At 59.5% G+C, this 18,722-nt stretch carries 20 protein-coding genes and 1 tRNA gene; 10 read left to right on the top strand and 11 right to left on the bottom strand.

The window, feature by feature from the left end:
• Window positions 1–22 precede the first annotated feature (22 nt).
• The 6 genes from CKALI_RS10595 (at window position 23) to CKALI_RS10620 (ending at window position 5,283) form a co-directional block, all read left to right on the top strand.
• A complete protein-coding gene (locus CKALI_RS10595) occupies window positions 23–1,207 on the top strand; it encodes a lipopolysaccharide biosynthesis protein (RefSeq protein ID WP_156193319.1) in 1,185 nt (394 codons plus the stop codon).
• Between the two features lie 10 nt (window positions 1,208–1,217).
• The gene (locus CKALI_RS10600) at window positions 1,218–2,036 is read left to right on the top strand and encodes a glycosyltransferase (protein WP_156193320.1); all 819 of its coding nucleotides are present in this window, start codon (window positions 1,218–1,220) and stop codon (window positions 2,034–2,036) included.
• 26 nt (window positions 2,037–2,062) lie between these two features.
• Entirely contained in the window at window positions 2,063–2,755 is a 693-nt protein-coding gene (locus tag CKALI_RS10605; protein ID WP_156193321.1) for a glycosyltransferase family 2 protein, read from the top strand.
• A complete protein-coding gene (locus tag CKALI_RS10610; RefSeq protein ID WP_156193322.1) occupies window positions 2,752–3,102 on the top strand; it encodes a DUF2304 domain-containing protein in 351 nt (116 codons plus the stop codon). Before CKALI_RS10605 ends, CKALI_RS10610 begins: the two co-directional genes overlap by 4 nt.
• A gap of 75 nt (window positions 3,103–3,177) precedes the next feature.
• A complete protein-coding gene (locus CKALI_RS10615) occupies window positions 3,178–3,924 on the top strand; it encodes a DsbA family protein (RefSeq protein WP_156193779.1) in 747 nt (248 codons plus the stop codon).
• 234 nt (window positions 3,925–4,158) lie between these two features.
• Window positions 4,159–5,283, top strand: a complete 1,125-nt coding sequence (locus CKALI_RS10620; RefSeq protein ID WP_197079691.1) for an HNH endonuclease signature motif containing protein — start codon at window positions 4,159–4,161, stop codon at window positions 5,281–5,283.
• Here the strand turns inward: CKALI_RS10620 and CKALI_RS10625 are convergent.
• From CKALI_RS10625 to CKALI_RS10640, 4 genes are all read right to left on the bottom strand, one after another.
• The gene (locus CKALI_RS10625) at window positions 5,234–6,166 is read right to left on the bottom strand and encodes a GDP-mannose 4,6-dehydratase (protein ID WP_156193324.1); all 933 of its coding nucleotides are present in this window, start codon (window positions 6,164–6,166) and stop codon (window positions 5,234–5,236) included. The two genes, CKALI_RS10620 and CKALI_RS10625, sit on opposite strands and share 50 nt — an antisense overlap.
• 24 nt (window positions 6,167–6,190) lie before the next feature.
• Window positions 6,191–6,703 carry a hypothetical protein gene (locus tag CKALI_RS10630; protein WP_156193325.1) on the bottom strand — a complete coding sequence of 171 codons (513 nt, stop codon included), beginning with the start codon at window positions 6,701–6,703 and terminating at the stop codon, window positions 6,191–6,193.
• Window positions 6,704–6,940: 237 nt separating this feature from the next.
• Window positions 6,941–7,013, bottom strand: a tRNA-Thr gene (locus tag CKALI_RS10635).
• A 66-nt stretch (window positions 7,014–7,079) separates the two neighbouring features.
• On the bottom strand, window positions 7,080–8,306 hold the full coding sequence (locus CKALI_RS10640) for a DNA polymerase III subunit delta' (protein ID WP_156193326.1): 1,227 nt from the start codon (window positions 8,304–8,306) through the stop codon (window positions 7,080–7,082).
• 39 nt (window positions 8,307–8,345) lie between these two features.
• On the opposite strand from CKALI_RS10640, the gene CKALI_RS10645 reads away from it, so the two are divergent.
• The 3 genes from CKALI_RS10645 (at window position 8,346) to CKALI_RS10655 (ending at window position 10,559) form a co-directional block, all read left to right on the top strand.
• Window positions 8,346–9,872, top strand: coding sequence for an adenylate/guanylate cyclase domain-containing protein (locus CKALI_RS10645; RefSeq protein ID WP_156193327.1), 1,527 nt, complete (start codon window positions 8,346–8,348; stop codon window positions 9,870–9,872).
• Between the two features lie 102 nt (window positions 9,873–9,974).
• A complete protein-coding gene (locus CKALI_RS10650; protein WP_156193328.1) occupies window positions 9,975–10,265 on the top strand; it encodes a hypothetical protein in 291 nt (96 codons plus the stop codon).
• A 30-nt stretch (window positions 10,266–10,295) separates the two neighbouring features.
• Complete coding sequence (locus CKALI_RS10655; RefSeq protein WP_156193329.1) at window positions 10,296–10,559, top strand: hypothetical protein; 264 nt, start codon at window positions 10,296–10,298, stop codon at window positions 10,557–10,559.
• A gap of 86 nt (window positions 10,560–10,645) precedes the next feature.
• On the opposite strand, the gene topA is transcribed toward CKALI_RS10655, so the two are convergent.
• Both topA and CKALI_RS10665 read right to left on the bottom strand, forming a co-directional pair.
• On the bottom strand, window positions 10,646–13,585 hold the full coding sequence (topA, locus tag CKALI_RS10660) for a type I DNA topoisomerase (protein WP_156193330.1): 2,940 nt from the start codon (window positions 13,583–13,585) through the stop codon (window positions 10,646–10,648).
• 226 nt (window positions 13,586–13,811) lie between these two features.
• The gene (locus CKALI_RS10665) at window positions 13,812–14,015 is read right to left on the bottom strand and encodes a cold-shock protein (protein WP_156193331.1); all 204 of its coding nucleotides are present in this window, start codon (window positions 14,013–14,015) and stop codon (window positions 13,812–13,814) included.
• A gap of 282 nt (window positions 14,016–14,297) precedes the next feature.
• On the opposite strand from CKALI_RS10665, the gene CKALI_RS10670 reads away from it, so the two are divergent.
• Window positions 14,298–16,673: a DEAD/DEAH box helicase gene (locus CKALI_RS10670; protein ID WP_156193332.1), complete on the top strand. Its 2,376-nt coding sequence runs from the start codon at window positions 14,298–14,300 to the stop codon at window positions 16,671–16,673.
• Here the strand turns inward: CKALI_RS10670 and CKALI_RS10675 are convergent.
• From CKALI_RS10675 to CKALI_RS10695, 5 genes are read right to left on the bottom strand one after another with little or no spacing between them, the layout of a single operon-like run.
• A complete protein-coding gene (locus tag CKALI_RS10675) occupies window positions 16,645–16,974 on the bottom strand; it encodes an Rv3654c family TadE-like protein (protein ID WP_156193333.1) in 330 nt (109 codons plus the stop codon). The genes CKALI_RS10670 and CKALI_RS10675 overlap by 29 nt on opposite strands.
• Window positions 16,955–17,293 carry a hypothetical protein gene (locus tag CKALI_RS10680; RefSeq protein WP_231580462.1) on the bottom strand — a complete coding sequence of 113 codons (339 nt, stop codon included), beginning with the start codon at window positions 17,291–17,293 and terminating at the stop codon, window positions 16,955–16,957. Before CKALI_RS10680 ends, CKALI_RS10675 begins: the two co-directional genes overlap by 20 nt.
• Window positions 17,268–17,450 (bottom strand): DUF4244 domain-containing protein, encoded by a 183-nt coding sequence (locus CKALI_RS10685; RefSeq protein ID WP_156193334.1) that lies wholly within the window; start codon window positions 17,448–17,450, stop codon window positions 17,268–17,270. Before CKALI_RS10685 ends, CKALI_RS10680 begins: the two co-directional genes overlap by 26 nt.
• 8 nt (window positions 17,451–17,458) lie before the next feature.
• Window positions 17,459–18,004 (bottom strand): type II secretion system F family protein, encoded by a 546-nt coding sequence (locus CKALI_RS10690; protein WP_156193335.1) that lies wholly within the window; start codon window positions 18,002–18,004, stop codon window positions 17,459–17,461.
• The gene (locus tag CKALI_RS10695; RefSeq protein ID WP_197079692.1) at window positions 18,001–18,687 is read right to left on the bottom strand and encodes a type II secretion system F family protein; all 687 of its coding nucleotides are present in this window, start codon (window positions 18,685–18,687) and stop codon (window positions 18,001–18,003) included. The genes CKALI_RS10690 and CKALI_RS10695 overlap by 4 nt, the downstream gene beginning before the upstream one ends.
• Between the last annotated feature and the right edge of the window lie 35 nt (window positions 18,688–18,722).

Genomic DNA, 18,722 nt, shown 5'->3' on the forward strand with positions numbered 1-18,722 from the left:
CTCTCGCCTAAGGTAACTCAACATGAAATCCCTCTCCCTGGCCACCATTTTCGCGGCTCTCGCGGGCTTTGCCATCATTTTCATTGCCCCACACGCGATGCCGCGTGGCGAGGTAGAGGAATTCATGGCGTTTTGGGGGCTGTTCTTCGCAGTGACTGGCCTTATCGACGGCCTAATGCAAGAAACCACCAGGTCGGTATCTGCCGCTAGGCAACGGCCAACTCGTGAGCAGTCTGCCAACCCTTGGCGTACCGCTTCCGGGTTGGCAATTATTCTGGGCGCCCTCGCGCTAGTTTCCTCGCCACTATGGACGATGCTGCTTACCCAGCACATGTCGCTGGCGGTTGCTCTGCTAGCCATCGGCTTGGTGTCCTATGTATTCCAGGCTCTGCTGTCTGGGCTGCTCAGTGGCTCCGAGAAGTGGCCGGCCTTTGCCCTGCTACTGACGCTGGATTCGGGCATTCGCCTGGTGCTGGTGTTGGTTGCATGGTGGGCAGGATGGGGTTTGCCGGCGTTCCTGGTGGTCACCGTCATTGGCGCGCTGAGCTGGTCGCTTGTGCTTTTCATGGCCAAGGACGTGCTGCGGGCAGCCACTGACTGTGCCCAAGACGTCTTCCGGCGAAACACCTTTTCTGCGATGCTCGCTACGGGTGCGACGGCGCTGCTCATCACGGGTTTTCCCACCTTCATCAAGGCAACGCAGGATCCCACCCCGGTCGGCGGCGTGACCATGGCCGCCGTCATGTATGCGGTAACACTCACCCGCGCCCCCATCCTGGTGCCGTTGCAGCGTTTTCAGTCAGCACTGATCGTCAATTTCGTGACCAACCGCAATGCGATCCTGGGGACCTTGATGAAGCCAGTCGCAGCGGTGTTCGGCCTGGGCGTTGTAGGCGCGGCCCTGGCGTGGCTGCTCGGCCCATGGATCATGGAATCGCTGTGGGGCTCCGACTACGCGGTGCCTGGCCTGGTCTTGGCGCTGCTCACCATCGCGAGTGCCTGCACTGGCGCACTCATGATCACGGGTACCGCGACGCTAGCTATCGAGCAGCACCGCGCCTATGTCCTTGGCTGGGTGGTGGCGTCTGCGGTGGCGTTCGGAATGCTGCTGCTGCCGTTTACTCTGGCCACAAACGTGTGCGCGGCGTTGCTCTTCGGCCCGCTGGCCGGTAGTGTTGTCCATGTGCTGGCCCTAGTGCGTGACTAGGATACGAATCATGCCGACGCTTTCCGTACTTGTCACCGTCTACCACCGCATCGTGCCCGATGAGCTGCAGCAAACCCTCGATTCGCTGCTCGCTCAGACTCGCCGTGCGGACGACATCGTCATCGTCGAAGACGGCCCCATCGGAGACGAACTACGCGCGCTTATCGACGCCTTCGTCGCCGCCACCCCGGAGGCCCGCACCATAGTGTTGGCCCGGAACATGGGTTCCGGCCCTGCCTCCCAAGCAGGTTTGACGGCCATCGACTCCGATTTCATCGCCCGACTCGATGCCGATGACATTGCGTTCCCGGAGCGTTTTGAAAAGCAGCTGGCGTACTTCGAGGCCAACCCTGGGATCGATGTACTGGGGACCGCGCTGGCGGAGTTTCACGGTACGCCGGAGACGGTCGTCGGCAAGCGCGTGCTTCCTGAAACCCACGCCGAGCTGGCAAAATACGCGCTCATCAACTCGCCGATCAACAACCCGAGCGTGATGATGCGCACCTCTGCGGTGAAGGACGCGGGTGGGTACCGAAATGTCCACCATATGGAGGACTACGACCTGTACGCGCGAATGCTGGCGGGTGGGTCGCGCTTCCATAATCTGCCGGAGCCGCTCACGTATTTCCGCTCCAGCGATGACGTTTTCGAGCGACGCACAGGCAAAGGCATGTTCGCTGCGGAAAAGCAGATGCAGCGGAATCTGGTGTCTTACGGGCTCATTTCCAAGCCGCGCGCGCTATTTAATCTGGGGGCGCGCACTGCGTACCGTGTGCTCCCAGCTGCCGCGTTGAAGCGGGCCTACGGAGCGTTGTTCCACCGTCAGTAGCACGATGCGTTAGGCTACTAGCCATCATGGAAAACAATGACACTTGGCTGGTTATTCCGTGCTATAACGAGGGCTCCGTGATCCAGGACGTCATCGAAAACGCGCGCAAAACCTTTCCGAACATCGTGGCCGTCAACGACGGATCTGCAGACGACTCCGCCGAGCGCATCCACGCCGCCGGGGCTCATTTGGTGAACCACCCGGTCAACCTTGGCCAAGGCGCTGCCATCCAAACCGGCGTCGAATATGCCCGCATGCAGCCCGGCGCCGAATACTTCGTCACCTTCGATGCCGACGGCCAGCACCAGGTCAAAGACGTCGTGGCGATGCTCGAGCGCCTGCGCACCGAGCCGGTCGACATCATCGTGGGCACCCGCTTCGGCCGCCCTCGCAAAGAGGACGACCAGGTGCCATTGATCAAGCGCATCGTGCTCAAGACCGTGGTTATGCTCTCCCCACGCACCCGCCGCCTCGGGCTTACCGACGCCCACAACGGTCTACGCGTCTTCAACAAGAAGGCCGCCATGGATTTGAACCTCCGCATGAACGGCATGAGCCACGCCTCCGAATTTGTCTCCATCATGGACGAAAAGGGTTGGCGCGTAGCCGAGCAGTCCGTGGATATTCTTTACACCGAATACTCCATGTCCAAGGGCCAGTCCCTGATTAACGGCGTGAACATCCTCGCCGACGGCCTACTCGCGAGGAAGCTTCCATGACCACAGTTATCCAGATCATCCTGCTGCTCGCGACGGCGTTCCTCGTCGTGTACTTCCTGGGAAACCGTCGCAAGGCCCGCGCCAAAGCTGGCGTCAAGCTCGGCTTCATGGTGTTCGTTATCGCCTGCATTTGGGCGGTGCTGCGTCCCGACGACCTGACCGTTGTCGCCAACTGGATGGGTGTCAATCGTGGCACCGATCTGCTGCTTTACGCCCTGGTGGTCGCGTTCATGTTCACAACGCTGTCGTCCTACGTGCGTTTCCGTGAGCAAGAACTGCGTTACGCACGCCTAGCTCGCGCCATCGCACTGAAAAATGCTGTTAAGCCAGAAGAAGAGTTGAGTTAAGTGTCGCGTTCCCGCATTGGTTTGATCGCCGTTATTGCTGTCCTGCTTGTGGCCATTTCTGGCCTCTCGGGCTACATGATCGGCTTTAATAAGGCGGAGGATCAGTTCATCGCTGACAACCCATCCTCTGCTACCGCAATCAAGGCCAACTTGGCCAAGGTGAAGCCGGGCACCGGTGCGCGTGCCGCTACTGCCCGCCCTGACGGCACCTACGATTCCTTGATCCAGGGCCCCAGGGGCGAGCTGAAGTCCCAGGAAGATATCGAGAAGATTCACCGCCGAAATCCCGAGGACCCGTTCGCCATCGGCGCCGTCGACGCTCCCCTGGTGATCTCGGAATTCTCCGACTTCGAATGCCCATTCTGCGCCCGGTACAATACCCAAACTGAGCCGTCCATCATGAAGGAATACGTGGACAAGGGCTTGGTCCGCATCGAATGGAACGACCTCCCTATCAACGGTGCCAACGCGATGGCCGGTGCCAAGGCCGGACGCGCAGCCGCAGAGCAAGGCAAGTTCCACGAGTTCAAGACTGCATTGTTCGCAGAAGCCGCCACCAAGAACGGCCATCCTGGTTTTGTTCAAGCAGATTTCGAGCGCTTTGCGGCTTCCGCGGGAGTACCCGATATGGAGAAATTCAAGGCTGATTCGCAGTCGACCAAGTACGACGGAGCAATCGCCCAAGCCCAGCAATATGGCAGCGGCATCGGTATCTCCGGCACCCCGGCGTTCCTGATCGGCACGAAGTTCCTCTCCGGCGCACAACCGTGGGAAACCTTTGAGGCAGCTATCGCGGAACAGCTGGCAGCTACCGTTCAGTAGTTTTACTTTCTTGTACCCCTGGCGTAGTTGCTGGGGTTTTCTTTAAACCATTATTCGAACATGTGTTCTGTTTTGCAGGTTTCAGGTCCACCCTTGTTGCTATGGTGAAGCCAAGAAAAGCATTAAAGCAGTTCAAGGGGGTGAACCATGCAACTACTCCGCGAAATACATAGCCGGCTTTCCTATGCAGGCGTCACAATCGACACCACAAAACCATTCGAATTGGAAGCCGCCATGAGCGAGCTGAATGCTATTCGCGAGACCCTCGCTCGACTCGAAACAGAGTTTGCCAGCCACATGGATCTACAGGCGCTCACTCGCGCGGGCCTCAATCCCCGCCATGTTCGCGCGCTACTCAGGCGCGCCGACGCGCAGTGGGAAGAAGACATTACCGCCGACCATCAGGATGAGATTCTTCGCGCCCTGACCCAACTTTCCCCAGCCTCCGAACGCCGCGAAGAGATCTACCAACAGGCAGCTACCGAAGTTCTCGGCTACAACCGGCCCACCTCACCTGAGCAGACCTGGAAGTACGCTCGCGAGCTCGTTGTGCAAGAAAACCAACGCTTGGCCACTGATCCGCTGCAGGCTCGTGTGCAACGACGCTTCACGCTCGGCGCACCTGACGAGCACGGTGGCGCCAAGTTCTCGGGCTACACCACTCCAGAAACTGGGGCGCTGCTCGAGGCGCTGATGAATCAAGCCTTCAGCACCACCACTAATGAAGACGGGGATTACCGCACCGTCACCCAACGCCAACACGATGCCTTCGCCGAAGTGATCCAATGGGCAAGCAGTAATCGTGTGAACAGCACCGGTCACGCATCACTGGCGGTGTCCATCACCGAAATCGATGATTTTGATCCGACCACCCGCTTCCCCACCACTACCCGTTTCCACCTCAGCTGGTTCGAGATTGCAGCACTTGGGGGAGACAACATCACCGACTACATTGTCGTCCATTCCCGCTCCGGCACAGTAAAGAAGTTGATCACCGGCCAGCGCAGTGCTTCCTTTGAGCAGCGCATCGCTTTGCTCGCCGAGCAGTTAGTGTGCCAGTACCCGGGCTGCGATGTATCCGCCGGTCAGTGCGAAGGCCACCACGTCATCCCGTGGTCACAATGCAAAATCACCGCCCTGGACAACCTCGCCCTTATGTGTCGCAAACACCACAGAATGAACCGCGATGACCGATCCGGTCCCCACATGCAAAAGACCAGCGAGGTTGTCGCTGGTCAGACCACGCTGGAATGGCGGAAAACAACTCACCGGCAGCCAAGAAAGCTGCCGGACGTAGACTCCGGCGAAACTATCCGCGGAAGTAGTCCACGGTGCGGCGTACGCCTTCTTCAATGGTGACTTCGGGCTGCCACCCAAGCACGTCCTTCGCACGCTGGTAGGCCAGCGCCGAACGCGGCACATCACCCAGCCGTGCCGGAGCAAACTCAGGATCATCCTTGGCACCAGCAGCCTGCGCTACCAATTTATGCAACTGGCGATCCGAGGTCTCCACAGAGGTACCGATATTAAAGCGCATCCCGCCCCCAACAGATCCCGAAGCCAGGTAAAACGCGCGGACAACATCACCGACAAACACATAGTCTCGGGTGTTTCCACCATCGCCAAATACGCGCGTTGGCTCCCCTGCCAATAACCGCTGAGAGAAGATCGCAACCACCCCGGCCTCGCCGTGCGGATCCTGACGCGGACCATAGACGTTCGCCGGCGCGATGTGAGAACAATCCAGGCCATATAGGTGACGGAAAGTATTGAGATACAGCTCGCCCGCACTCTTGGACGCAGCATAAGGCGAATGCGGGTCAATCGGGAAAGACTCATCAACCGGGAAAGTCTCCGGTGTGCCGTAAATGGAGCCACCGGAAGAGGTGAACACAATCTTGCGGACACTGTTCTTGCGGGCTGCCTCAGCAATCCGGATAGTGGAAATGATGTTCGTGGTGGCGTCGTGGATCGGATCCTCCACGGAATGACGCACATCGATCTGCGCCGCGAGGTGGAAAATCACCTCAGGGCGGTGTTCAGCGAGAAAAGCATCGAAGTCGAGCTCAAGGATATCCGCTTCAACAAAGGTGCACTTGCCTGTGGCCAGGGCTTGTTCCAGGTTCGCTACTCGCCCACGGGAGAGGTTGTCCACGACAACGACCTCGTGCCCTTTCTCAATGAGCAAGTCGGTCAGGTGTGAACCAATGAAGCCGGAACCGCCGGTAACTAATGCACGCATAGGTTCCACCTTAGTGGTTAAGGACTAGAAACCTGATTTGCGATACGCCGTAACTGGCTTTTCTGCGGCGCGATGTGCATGATCTTTTTGATAAGCCGCCACCCGCTCCAGCAACGTCACGGCAACTCGTTCAGGGTCCTTTACCGAAACCAGATAGCTTCCCGCCAAAGTTTGGATCTCAAGGGTCCGACCTCCAACAAGATAGGCAAAGGCACCGTCAATAAGGTGTACTCCCGCGCCTTGCACAGCCCCAGTTCTTGGTCCCACGCGGACATCAGTGATCCGGGAGTAACTGATTTCCTCGCTGCTCATCAACTTGACGGCGATCGTTACCGAACTATCGGAGAGAGTCGTGGTGGCTTTCAACTGGGTGACCAAAATGAGTGGCACTACTGTGGCGAAGAAGAAAATGAACTTCGAGTGGTCGTACAAGCCCAGGAACCACAAGATCGCAGCGCAGAGCAAGTCGAAGGCGATTGCCAGTGCCAGAAGGCTGCCATTGAGGCGACGTGCATGCACCACGTTTGCGGTCTCCATGAGTCTTACAATAATAGATAATATATTGAGAACCGTTATATAAGACTTAGTCTTCGGTAAATAGTCCCTTAATGGATACTTTAGATTATTGCGGGTGGATTGTTCAACACATAAGTTAATCGTGGCCACTACCGCTTTTGGCCAGCTTTTCAAAGCCACCTCAAATCTCAAAAACCACCGGTCACAAACACAAAGCCCCGCAACCAATGGATCTGATTACGGGGCTGTATTCGTTTGAGCCGCCTAAGAGAATCGAACTCTTGACCTTTTCATTACGAGTGAAATGCTCTACCGACTGAGCTAAGGCGGCACGATGCGCATAAGAGCATCGGTAGGAAAGCTTACCGCACCCGCAAAAGAAAAATGAAATCGCAGGTTATTGGACTTTACAGGCCTTGCGAAGCCGACCAACCAACCCGGAAAGCGCGACCACTGGACGAACATTATGCCCCAGGGATTCGCGACATTTGTTGATTGCTTCCAGGCAGTCGGTGAGCCCGGCAGCATCGTTCTTAGCTGCCAAATCCTCCGACAGCCCCTCAAAATCCGGATGCGTGACTTGGACCTTTGACCCCGATGCTTTGATCAATGCATCCCGATACAGACCCGCGAGATCAATCAGCGCAAGATCATAGCTGTCGCGCTTCGCACGGGTTTGCCGCTTCTTGTGCACAGCTTCCAGAGCCTTGACCTCGGTTTCCATTCCCTTGGTCATGCGAGCCGCACCTTTACCCTTCACACCCGCTCCGAAGGTGTTGCGCAGCTTATCAATTTCCGCTTCTTCGATCGGCGCAAACTCCGCTTTAACCTCGTCCTCCACGGTTTTCACCAGCGTAGCGACCTCCTGAAATGCCGCCTCCTTGTGGTAGATCAGCTCCGCCAGATGCAGCACCTGTGCACGCCGCTTCTGAGCGGCCTCGGAGCGCGCAAGGTGCCGCGCCCGGCCAATGTGTCCAGAGGTTGCGGCAGCAGCAAGCTTTGCGACGTCCTCAGAAACCTCGCCTTCTGCCATCAAAATCCGAGTCGTCTCCTCCAGCGTAGGAGTGGGCACATACACGTGGCGGCAGCGAGAACGCAGGGTGATGGAAATGTCCCGGCGATCAGTCGACGGGGCACACAACATGATCACAGTTCGAGGTGAGGGTTCCTCCACGGTCTTCAGCAACGCATTCGCCGCACCATCGGAGAGGCGATCGGCATCTTCGATGATGATCACCCGCCATTCGGAGTGCGTGGGAAGCGCGAGCGCGGGACCTACGACCTTGTCACGCATGAGATCCACACCGATGGACAATTCTGTGGGCACCACATGAACGAGATCCGGGTGTGATCCAGCGAGGACAGCTTTACAGTTCTCACACTCACCGCACCCCACGGTCTCCGCCGTACACATGAGCGCTGCGGCGAAGGCGACGGCCGCATTGGATCGACCTGACCCGGGAGGGCCGGTAAAAAGCCAGGAGTGAGTCATAGCCGCGGCCTCTGCCCCGGTTTCTGCACCCGCCCCAGCGGCGATATGGCGCGCGGCGGTCGCGGCGTCGATAAGCGTGCGTCGCAGTTGTCCGGCTCCGGCTAGCCGATCAAACACAGAATTTTCGCTCACCCCACCCACCCTATATTGCGTGCGGTTAAAGTAATGACTATGACTCGTTTTGCGCAGATCGTGAAGTGGCTATGGCATACGTCGTGGCCACTGTACGCTGCCACCATTTTCCTTTCGAACGTGCTCGGCGCGATCGCCACCATGTTGTTCTTCAACTGGTTGATCCCGATGCCAGCTAAAGACGCGTTCATGGACTTCAGCGGTCCGCTTCCAGTGGTGGGCATCGGATACCTGGTGGTCGGTTCGATCGTAGGCGCGATCCTCACGTTTGTCCTGTTCCGGCCGGTGCTCGCGTGGCAGCATCGCCCGGAGGATCACGATCCCAATATGGTGCGAAACTTGGTGATGCGCATCCCGGTGTATCAGGCGTTGCTGTGCGCCACACTGTGGCTCATTGGCATTGTGATCGTGACGTCGATGGCCGCTTCACACGATTCCCGGCTCGCCCTAGTTCTGGGGTTGGTATCGCTACTCGGTGGCTCTGTGATCGTGCTGCTTACCTACCTCGAGGCGGAGCGAATCGTGCGCCCGACCGCTGCCGAGGCGCTGGCAAAACGCTTCGAAGATTCGACCCTGGAACCCCCGGTTACCCTGCGACTTCGCGCCACGTGGCTGGTGACCTCAGCAGTACCTTTGCTAGGTATTTGCCTCCTAGTGTTGGGGCATCACTACGGGTACTTCACCGACAGCGCTGTGGACCTTTTCCCTGCCATCCTCGCCCTTGGTGTCACTGCTCTACTAGCAGGCTTTGCCGCCCAGACCCTGGTGATTATGAGCGTGGTTGACCCAATCCACGAGCTGCAGCACGCTATCAATCGCGTCCGTCGCGGGGAGACTGACGTCGCCGTGGACATCTACGACGGCTCCGAAATCGGCGTCCTGCAAGCAGGATTCAATGAGATGATGCGCGGGCTGCGCGAGCGCCAGCGCGTCCGTGATCTCTTCGGCCGCTACGTCGGCACCGAAGTCGCCCGGCGCGCCATGGAGGAGCGACCGGAGCTTGGTGGCGAAGACCGCATGGTAGCTGTGCTTTTTGTCGACGTCATCGGTTCCACCACCTTTGCCGTGAACCACACCCCGGAAGAAGTCGTCGCCGCGCTGAACCAGTTCTTTGAAAAGGTGGTCACGGTGGTGCACAACAACAAGGGCGTGATCAACAAGTTCCAGGGCGACGCTGCGCTTGCGATCTTCGGCGCTCCCCTGCCGCTTGCCGACGCCCCTGGCCTCGCGCTCGCCGCAGCACGCGAACTACGCACGGAGCTCAAAGATATGCCACTGGCCTGCGGAATCGGAGTGGCTTCCGGCCACGTCGTTGCAGGTCACATTGGCGGACACGATCGTTTTGAATACACCGTGATTGGCGACGCTGTGAACCAGGCTGCTCGCCTGACAGAACTGGCCAAGGACGCTCCTGGCCGGGTGCTGACCTCGGTGTCTACCCTGCGTGGTGCTAACGAAGCCGAGCAAGCGCGTTGGACTGTGCTCAAGTCGGTTGAGCTGCGCGGACGTGGCGAATTGACCCAGCTTGCCCGCCCAATTCGCCCTACCTTGGCGGATCGCTCTTAAGTTACTAGGTGATAACGACTCTCTCTAGCGGGTAACGTCGCTCGAAGTGCGCTGCGATGATACAAATGCACACCACGTCCACCAGCGATTGGAACCACCTTCATGAAGAAGTTCGCTAGCGCAATCACCATCGCACTTTCCCTCATCCTCGCTCCCACTGCCTCTGCCGGAATCTCAGCCCAGAACTCTTCGGAAGCAGCTGCCTTCTCATCCGAGAGCTTCGCCTCCATCCCGGAACGCGTCCAGTGGATGCAAGAAAACGGTATGGCAGATCATTCTCCTATTGGTTGGCTGACCGCCAGCATGCCCATGAGCGTCCAAGGGTTCTATATTTCCATTTACCACTGGATCACCGCGATTTCCGGAACCATTGCCCGGATGCTCGCCCAGTAACCTACATTTCCGCAGTAAGGCTCTCATCACATGCGTAAGGCACTCGTTGCTGCCATCACTGCGGCGACTCTGTTTTCTACTGCTCCTGCGGTATCTGCGGCGGAACAATGGGACGGCACACTCCACATGTCCTCTGAAATTAAGAAGGACTACCAGATCGCATTCGCGAATCTCTCCTTCGAATACGGTCTTATGCCAGCTATCAGCGCATTCTTCCGTATACCGTTCATGCCGCTATCTACCTGGTTCCGCAACGAAACGGCATCTCCAGCCCGCCCCATCGCGTGGGACTAAAGCGGCAATAGCCACAAGGACTTTTAAGGACTTGAAGTTCTCACAGTCTTTAAAAGTCCTTGTTCATTTGTGGCCATTATGATCGGCTACTTAGCCCGGCTCCCGGCTTTCACCACACGCTTGGTGGTCTGCTTCACGGCCTTCTTCGTTGCCTTCTTCGCGCCAGCCTTACGCGTGGTCTTCTTCGCCGGAGCAGGATTAGCTGCTTCCTTGGCACGACGCTCGGACAGCAGCTCGTTAGCACGAGTGTCCGTCATGGTCTCCGGACTATCGCCCTTGCGCAGCGAGGCGTTGGTGACGCCGTCAGTGACGTATGGGCCGAAACGGCCGTCCTTGACCTGCATTGGCTTACCGGAAACGTCGTTGTCACCGAGAACCTTCAGTGGTGCCGCAGGGGTGGCGGCCCGGCCGCGACGCTTTGGTTCGGAGTAGATTCGACGTGCCTCGTCCAAGGTCACGGTGAAGATCTGCTCTTCATTCGCCAGAGTGCGAGAATCCTCGCCCTTACGCAGATACGGGCCATAGCGACCGTTCTGCGCAGTGATCATCACACCGTCGGACGGATCGATGCCCACTTCGCGTGGCAGGGACAGCAAGCGCAGCGCGTCATCCAGAGTGACGGTGGATGGCTCCATCGTGGAAAACAGCGAGGCAGTGCCCGGCTTGAGGGTTTCCTCGATGATCTGCGCGATCCGCTTTTCTTTCTGGCTAGCGGCAGTCTTGGTATCCCAGTTCTTGGCCCGCTTGCCTTCGGCTTTGCGCTGCTCGTCTTCAGCGGCGCGCTCCTGCGCCACGATTTCTTCCGCCTTAGACTGCACAGCGGACTTCTCGTCCTCGGTCACCATTTCGGTGATGTACGGGCCGTAGCGACCGTCCTTGGCCACAATCATGCGGCCATTGGCCGGGTTGACTCCCAGTTCACGACCACCCTGTGGGATGGCGAAGAGCTTCTCTGCCGCCTCGAGGGAAAGTTCGTCCGGCGTGGTGGATTCGGGCAGGTTCGCGCGTTGGTACTCGGGAGTGCCGTCGGCAAGCGTGCCCACGATGCGCTCGAGGTAGGGGCCGTAGCGGCCGACGCGGACGACGATGTCGCGGCCCTCGGAATCGACAAACAACTTGAGGGAGTTGACCTCGCGAGCGTCAATGTGCTCAAGGTTGTCGCCGACCAGCGATTTCAGACCACCGAGGCGGGCCACAGAATCAGCCATGTTGTCGCGAGCCTCGGCGTTGCCGAAGTAGAAGCCATTCAGCCACTGGGTGCGATCTTCGTTGCCCGCAGCAATCTCATCGAGTTCGTCCTCCATGGAGGAGGTGAAGTCATAGTCGACGAGAGAGGCGAAGTTTTGTTCCAGCAATCCGACCACGGCGAATGCGACCCAGGAAGGGACCAGAGCGTTGCCGCGGGAGAAGACGTAACCGCGATCCTGGATGGTCTTGATGATCGACGCGTAGGTGGAAGGACGACCAATGCCGAGGTCTTCCATCTTCTTCACCAGCGACGCCTCTGTGTAGCGCGCTGGAGGATTCGTGGCGTGGCCCTCAGCGGTGATGTCCTTGGCGCTGAGCGCGTCGCCCGCAGCGAGCACTGGCAGGCGCTTTTCAGCGTTGTCGGCCACGTTGCGTCCGTCCTCCATCTGGGAGGTCTCCACATAGGCCTTCAGGAAGCCCGGGAAGGTGATGGTGCGGCCGGTGGCAGCGAACTCTGTGTGCTCGCCAGTCTTCGCTTCACCGGCGATGGTGACCTTCATAGAGGTGCCACGCGCGTCGGCCATCTGTGAGGCGACGGTGCGCTGCCAGATGAGTTCGTACAGCTTGAATTCCTCGGCGTCCAGCTGAGCGTGCAGCTGCCCAGGGGTCGCAAAGGTCTCGCCGGCAGGACGGATTGCTTCGTGAGCTTCCTGCGAGTTCTTCACCTTGCGGGTGTACTGGCGAGGCTGATCAGCGACGAATTGCGCGCCATAAAGCTCGCGGGCCTGCTGGCGCGCGGCCTCAATGCCGGATGCCGACAGCGTGGTCGAGTCGGTACGCATATAGGTGATGTGGCCATTCTCGTACAGTCGCTGCGCGATGCGCATGGTGCGCTCGGAGGTGTAGTGGAGCTTGCGACCGGCTTCCTGCTGCAGCGTCGACGTCATAAACGGCGGGTACGGGCGGCGGGTGTACGGCTTTTCTTCCACATTGGTGACGGCCATTGCCTGCCCAGTCAGGGCGTCGGCAAGCTGCTTGGCGCGCGCCTCATCGAGGACGACAACGTCCTTGCCCTTGAGCTCGCCGCGGTCGTTAAAGTCGCGACCCTGCGCAACACGCTGCTTATCGACGGTCACCAGCCGTGCGACAAACTCATTCGGGTTCTCAGGGGTGGACTGCTTGTTCGTCAACAGCTCGGCCGTGAGATCCCAGTAGCTGGCGGACTTGAACGCCATGCGTTCGCGCTCACGCTCAACGATCACACGGGTAGCCACAGACTGGACGCGGCCCGCAGACAGGCGTGGCATGACCTTTTTCCACAGCACTGGAGAAACCTCGTAACCGTAGAGACGGTCGAGGATGCGTCGGGTTTCCTGCGCATCGACGAGGTTATCGTCCAGCTCACGGGTGTTTTCTGCTGCGGCGATGATGGCTGGCTTGGTGATCTCGTTGAACACCATGCGCTTGACCGGCACCTTCGGCTTGAGCACCTCGAGCAGGTGCCAGGCGATAGCCTCGCCCTCGCGGTCGGGGTCTGTTGCGAGCAGCAGCTCATCAACATCTTTGAGCTTCGCCTTGAGGTCTGCGACCTTCTTTTTCTTGTCAGCGCTCACCACATACAGCGGGGCAAAGCCGTGGTCAGTATCCACGCCAAGACGAGCCCATGGCTCCTTCTTGTACTTGGCCGGAACATCCGCAGCGCCGCGTGGGAGATCACGAATATGTCCAACAGACGCTTCGACGATGTAATCCTTGCCCAGGTAAGGCTGGATCTTCTTCGCCTTCGTCGCGGACTCCACGATCACCAATCGCTTCACGCCAGCACTCGAATCTGCCACTTACGCCAACTTTCTGTCATGTCTGGTTTGCGTTTAATTGACTACCGTACACAGTTATATATGGCTCTACTACGCACCGGGGCAACTAATGTCGGTTTTTCTTGGCAGAATGCGCGAAAACGGGGCTATTTTTCAGTTTTTAACGCAGCCAGACTTTCAAGCCTTAGAAAAAGCAAAAACCCGGCCACCCCTTTAAAAAGGGAGCGACCGGGCTTTTAAGGAAGACTTACAGAGCGTGAACGTTCTGTGCCTGTGGGCCCTTGGCGCCTTCGCCGATCTCGAATTCAACCTGCTGGTTCTCTTCGAGGGTGCGGAAGCCGTTGCCCTGAATCTCGGAGTAGTGAACGAAAACATCTGCGGATCCGTCAGCTGGAGCAATGAAACCAAAGCCCTTTTCAGCGTTGAACCACTTCACAGTACCCTGTGCCATAATAAAACCTTATTTCTTTTGAAACGAATGCAGTACTTCCAATATTTTCTGGAGGTACGGGGCCGTTTGGAACTCTCGGCCTTTGTAAAAAGACTCGAGCGCTCGCAATCAAACAAAATCCTCTGCGAGCGCTATGTAACACTGCACTGGGAAAAGCTGCGACCGAGTCCTAGTGTGTCACGAATTCTCCTGAAGCGATAGTCCCTAACTGAAAATATTTTAAAAGCGCAGGTCAGGGCGTAAAAGATTTTTTATTCTTAAGCGTAATTGTATGGTCGAAGCATGACAAAGTTGCCGAGTCCCTCGCTTTCCACGATCGGCACTGAGATCGCAGAGTTTGTACAAAAGCGATACCCGCAATCCACGTGCACCCACCTGGAGACGATCCCGCCTAAACCCGCGACGTATGCCCCGTGGCCCGAGTGGGTTTACCCACCGTTGCGCGCTCATCTTCAGGACAGCGGCATCAAGCAGCTGTATTCGCACCAAGGGGAGGTGGCTAATCACGCCGTCAACGATCGCAATGTGGTGGTATCCACCGGCACCTCGAGTGGTAAATCGCTGGGCTATCTGCTGCCGATCCTCAGCACTTTGCAGAAAGACCCTACTGCCTGCGCCTTGTATCTGACTCCGACAAAAGCCCTGGGTAGCGATCAACTCTCCTCGGTATTGCGGCTCACCCGCGAAGTCCCGGCGCTGAGGTCGATCGGCCCCGCCCCTTACGATGGCGATACTCCCTCCGACGCCCGCGCCAGTATCCGCGACGAATCCCGGTTCATTTTCAGCAACCCGGACATGGTTCACGCCTCACTTCTCGCACACCACATCCGGTGGGGCCGATTCCTCCGCCACCTGAAATACGTGGTCATCGATGAATGCCATACGTATCGCGGGGTCTTCGGTGCCCACGTGGCCCTAGTGATCCGCCGGTTGCGTCGACTAGCGGCCCACTACGGCAGCGACCCGGTGTTTATCCTCGCCTCAGCCACAGCCACCGACCCTGCGGAACATGCCGAACGACTGACCGGCGTTCCCGTAGTCGCGGTAACTGAGGATGGCGCACCTACCGGCGCGCGCACCGTCATGCTGTGGGAGCCCGGGTTCATCGAGGGCGCCGAAGGCGAACACGGCGCTCCGGTGCGCCGCGCCGCCACCACCGAGGCCGCGGGCATCATGGCCTGCGCTATCAGCGAAGGTGCCCGCGCACTGACCTTTGTACGCTCACGGCGGAGCGCGGAGGTGGTCGCACTGCGCACCGCCGAGGAACTTACGCTCATGGGGCGCCCGGACTTCGCGCGCCGCGTTGCCTCCTACCGCGCGGGATATCTGCCCGAGGATCGCCGCAGGCTCGAGCGCATGCTTGACGACGGCTCCTTGCTCGGCGTGGCCACCACCAATGCGCTGGAGTTGGGCATTGATGTCGGTGGCCTGGATGCCGTGGTGACCGCTGGTTTTCCCGGAACGATTGCCTCTTTTTGGCAGCAAGCCGGTCGCGCAGGACGCCGTGGCCAAGGCTCGCTCGTGGTGTTCGTGGCGCGCGACGAGCCCATGGATAACTACCTGCTGCACCACCCGGATGCGTTGCTCCGCAAGCCCATCGAGCGGATCGTCTTTGACCCGACCAACCCCTTCGTACTGCGCGGTCACTTGTACTGCGCCGCGGTGGAGAAGGCGCTTTCTCCTGCCGATGTTGCCCAATGGGATGCAGAGCGCGTGGTGGAACAGCTAGTAGCCGAAGGACTCTTGCGCCGGCGCCCGCAAGGTTGGTTCGCTGTGGAACCGCCTGAGGCTGGCCAACTTACGCCGGACACGGCGCATCAGGCCGTTGGGCTGCGCGGCTCTTCGGAGCGGGAGATCGTAATCGTCGAGTCCACCACCGGACGACTGTTAGGCACAATCGACTCAGAGCGCGCCCCCTCCCAAGTGCATCCCGGCGCGCTGTACATGCATCAAGGCGAAACCTATGTGATCGAGGAGCTCGATCTGGAAGATCGCCTAGCGCTGGCACGCCCAGAAACCCCGGAGTGGACTACGTTCTCCCGTTCGACCACGGATATCCGGATTGTCGGCGATCCCGGCTCTGAGCAGCTGCGAGACCTTGGCGGCGGCGTGTGGGTCGCCGCGGTGGACGTGGAAGTTACCACCCAGGTCACCTCGTACATCACCAAGCTTGCCGACGGCACTGTCCTCGACTCTGTCGCCCTGGACATGCCCAAGCAGTCGTTGGTCACCCGCGCCGTCGCCTACACCGTTGACCCGCTGGCACTGCGCGCCATGGGAATCACGGATGCCGATGTCCCTGGCACGCTTCACGCAGCGGAGCACGCGGCGATCGGCATGCTGCCGTTGCTTGCCACCTGCGACAGGTGGGACATCGGTGGCGTATCGACAGCCCAGCACCCCGACACGGGCCTGCCTACCGTCTTCGTCTACGACGGACACCCCGGTGGGGCGGGATTTGCCGACAGTGGTTTCCACCGCTTCGGAGAGTGGATCACCGCCACCTTCGATACCGTGCGCAGCTGCTCCTGCGAGAGCGGCTGCCCATCGTGCATCCAGTCCCCGAAGTGCGGAAACGGCAACCAACCCCTAGACAAGGCCGGCGCCATCAAGCTACTCGGCGCGTTGGTCAGCCTAGCGGGCCTGCCCGAGCAATAACCTCCTTCCCTCCGACGCGCACTGCCACCAATACGTCCTCATCAACGACATCACAACTCGCGCGTTCGCCAGCATTGCGCCGGGCCACCTGGTCAGCCACCGCGCAGGGGTCCTCCCCGCGATACAGCGCATGCGCCGCGGCCACAGCCGACAGCTCGGCCGCGACTTGAGCCCTATGCGTATGGATCATGCCTTTGGCCAGCACAGCGACCAGGAGCACTAAGGAAATGAGCGCGGCGATGGTGCCGGCGGCGGTGATTGTAACGTTGCCGGAATCGTCGCTAAGGCAGTGCTGGCGCATGGACAATCTCCAGTGGATAGGTGGCCGTGGCCGTGAGCTCCATCAGTGGCGAAGGAATGGTCACGGTTGCAGTGGCCCAGGTGCCGTCGTCGGTCAGCTGCGCGGTGCCTCGCGCAGGGGTGAAGGTTTCCCCGAGGGCGTGCGCGCGGGCGGCTGCGCCCGCCATGTCGACCGCCGAGATGTACAGGGCGAGCGCGACCATGGCGGACAGCAGGGTTCCGGCGACCACGACAATTCCTGCCAAGCCAAAGGCGGCCTCAATGGTCACGGAACCGTCGTCGCTGGCCAGCCGGTTACGCAGGGACGCTGGACAGCGCACTGCTCAAGATGCCCTGGAGCGCTTGGGAAACCTGTTGGCTTTTGACCACCAAGTACAGGGCACCGGCGAGGGCGGCGGCACCCAAACTTCCCATGGCGTATTCGATTGTGGACATACCTTCGTCGTTACGAAGGCGTGCGGTGAACTGGTGAAACATGTCTCTCCTTAAGTGAAGTGTTGGGTTGCAAGATTGATGACGATGGGCAAAAGGCCCAGGACAAGAAACGCGGGCAAGAAACACAAGGCAAGCGGCAGTGCGATGAACACCCCGGCACGCTCGGCGGCGGCTGTCGCTTCCTCGGCGCTGCGAGCGCGCAGGTCGGTGGCGATGTCTTCGCACGATCTGACCAGGGAACTGCCGGTGTACTGCGAGAACTTAGCAACGCGTGCGAGCTCTTCCAGATGTGGAAGGCCCACCATTGGACTCCACGCCGTGGCAGCGGGCGACCCAAGCGTGAGCATGGCTGCGACACTTGACCACTGTGTGGGTGCGACGACGCTGACTTCGGCAGCGGTGCTAGCTGCCAGCGCCGGGGTCACGCCCGAAGCCAAGCAAGCAGCGTAGAGTTCGATGTCAGCCGCGCAGTCCAGTGAGCTGTGCGGACCGTCGCGGGCCCGCACGTGAGGCTCTGTGAGGTCCTCAATTCTCCCGGTTATCTGCGGGCTTGGATGAAGCCACAGAGCTAGCGATGCGATGCTCAGACTGATCATTTGGCGCCTCGTTCCCTGGCAGCACCGGCGACGATCCAGTCCACCCACACAACTCCCGAACAGGCGAGAAACACCCCAATGACCAGCATCGACTGGCCGAGCATAGATCCGGTAAGGAATTGCCAGGGGCGAGCACCCATGGCAGTGCCCATCGCCAGACCAGCTAGCGGAAGCGCCGACAGAATCAGCGCGGTTGCTTGCGCTCCCTGCAGGGCGGCCGAGGTCGCTCGGGCATGTCGCAAGCGCGCCTCAATCCGGTGCTGCATGTGCTCGAGAAGTCCGGCTAGGGCGATACCCCGCTGATCCGCTATCAACCACAGCCGCGCTGCGGCACGTAGATCGCGGTAGGGCTCCGGAGCGTCAACGAATGCTGCGGCGGGTGTTACGCCAGAGGCGCAGCGATGGGCTGCGAGGGTGCACAGCTCTGCCAGAGCCACGGGCGCATCGTGCGTCAGGTGGACGATGGCCTCGTGAGGGGTAGCCCCGGCGCGCACGTCTCCGACGATGCTGCCGAGCATTTTCGATGTCGCTTCGGCGGCCGCGGTGCCGGCGCGGTTTTTGCGAGAGCGAACGATTTTCCATCCACTGAGCGTAAGAATCATTGCCAACGCAATTGCCAGGCCTGGACCACGAATGACTACAAAAGTAACGATCAGGACGGGTATGGGAAGAAGAACCAACATTGAGAGCCGACTGGAGTTGAGCCGGGAAGCGGGGC

Source organism: Corynebacterium kalinowskii, assembly GCF_009734385.1.
In the GTDB taxonomy this organism is placed as follows: domain Bacteria; phylum Actinomycetota; class Actinomycetes; order Mycobacteriales; family Mycobacteriaceae; genus Corynebacterium; species Corynebacterium kalinowskii.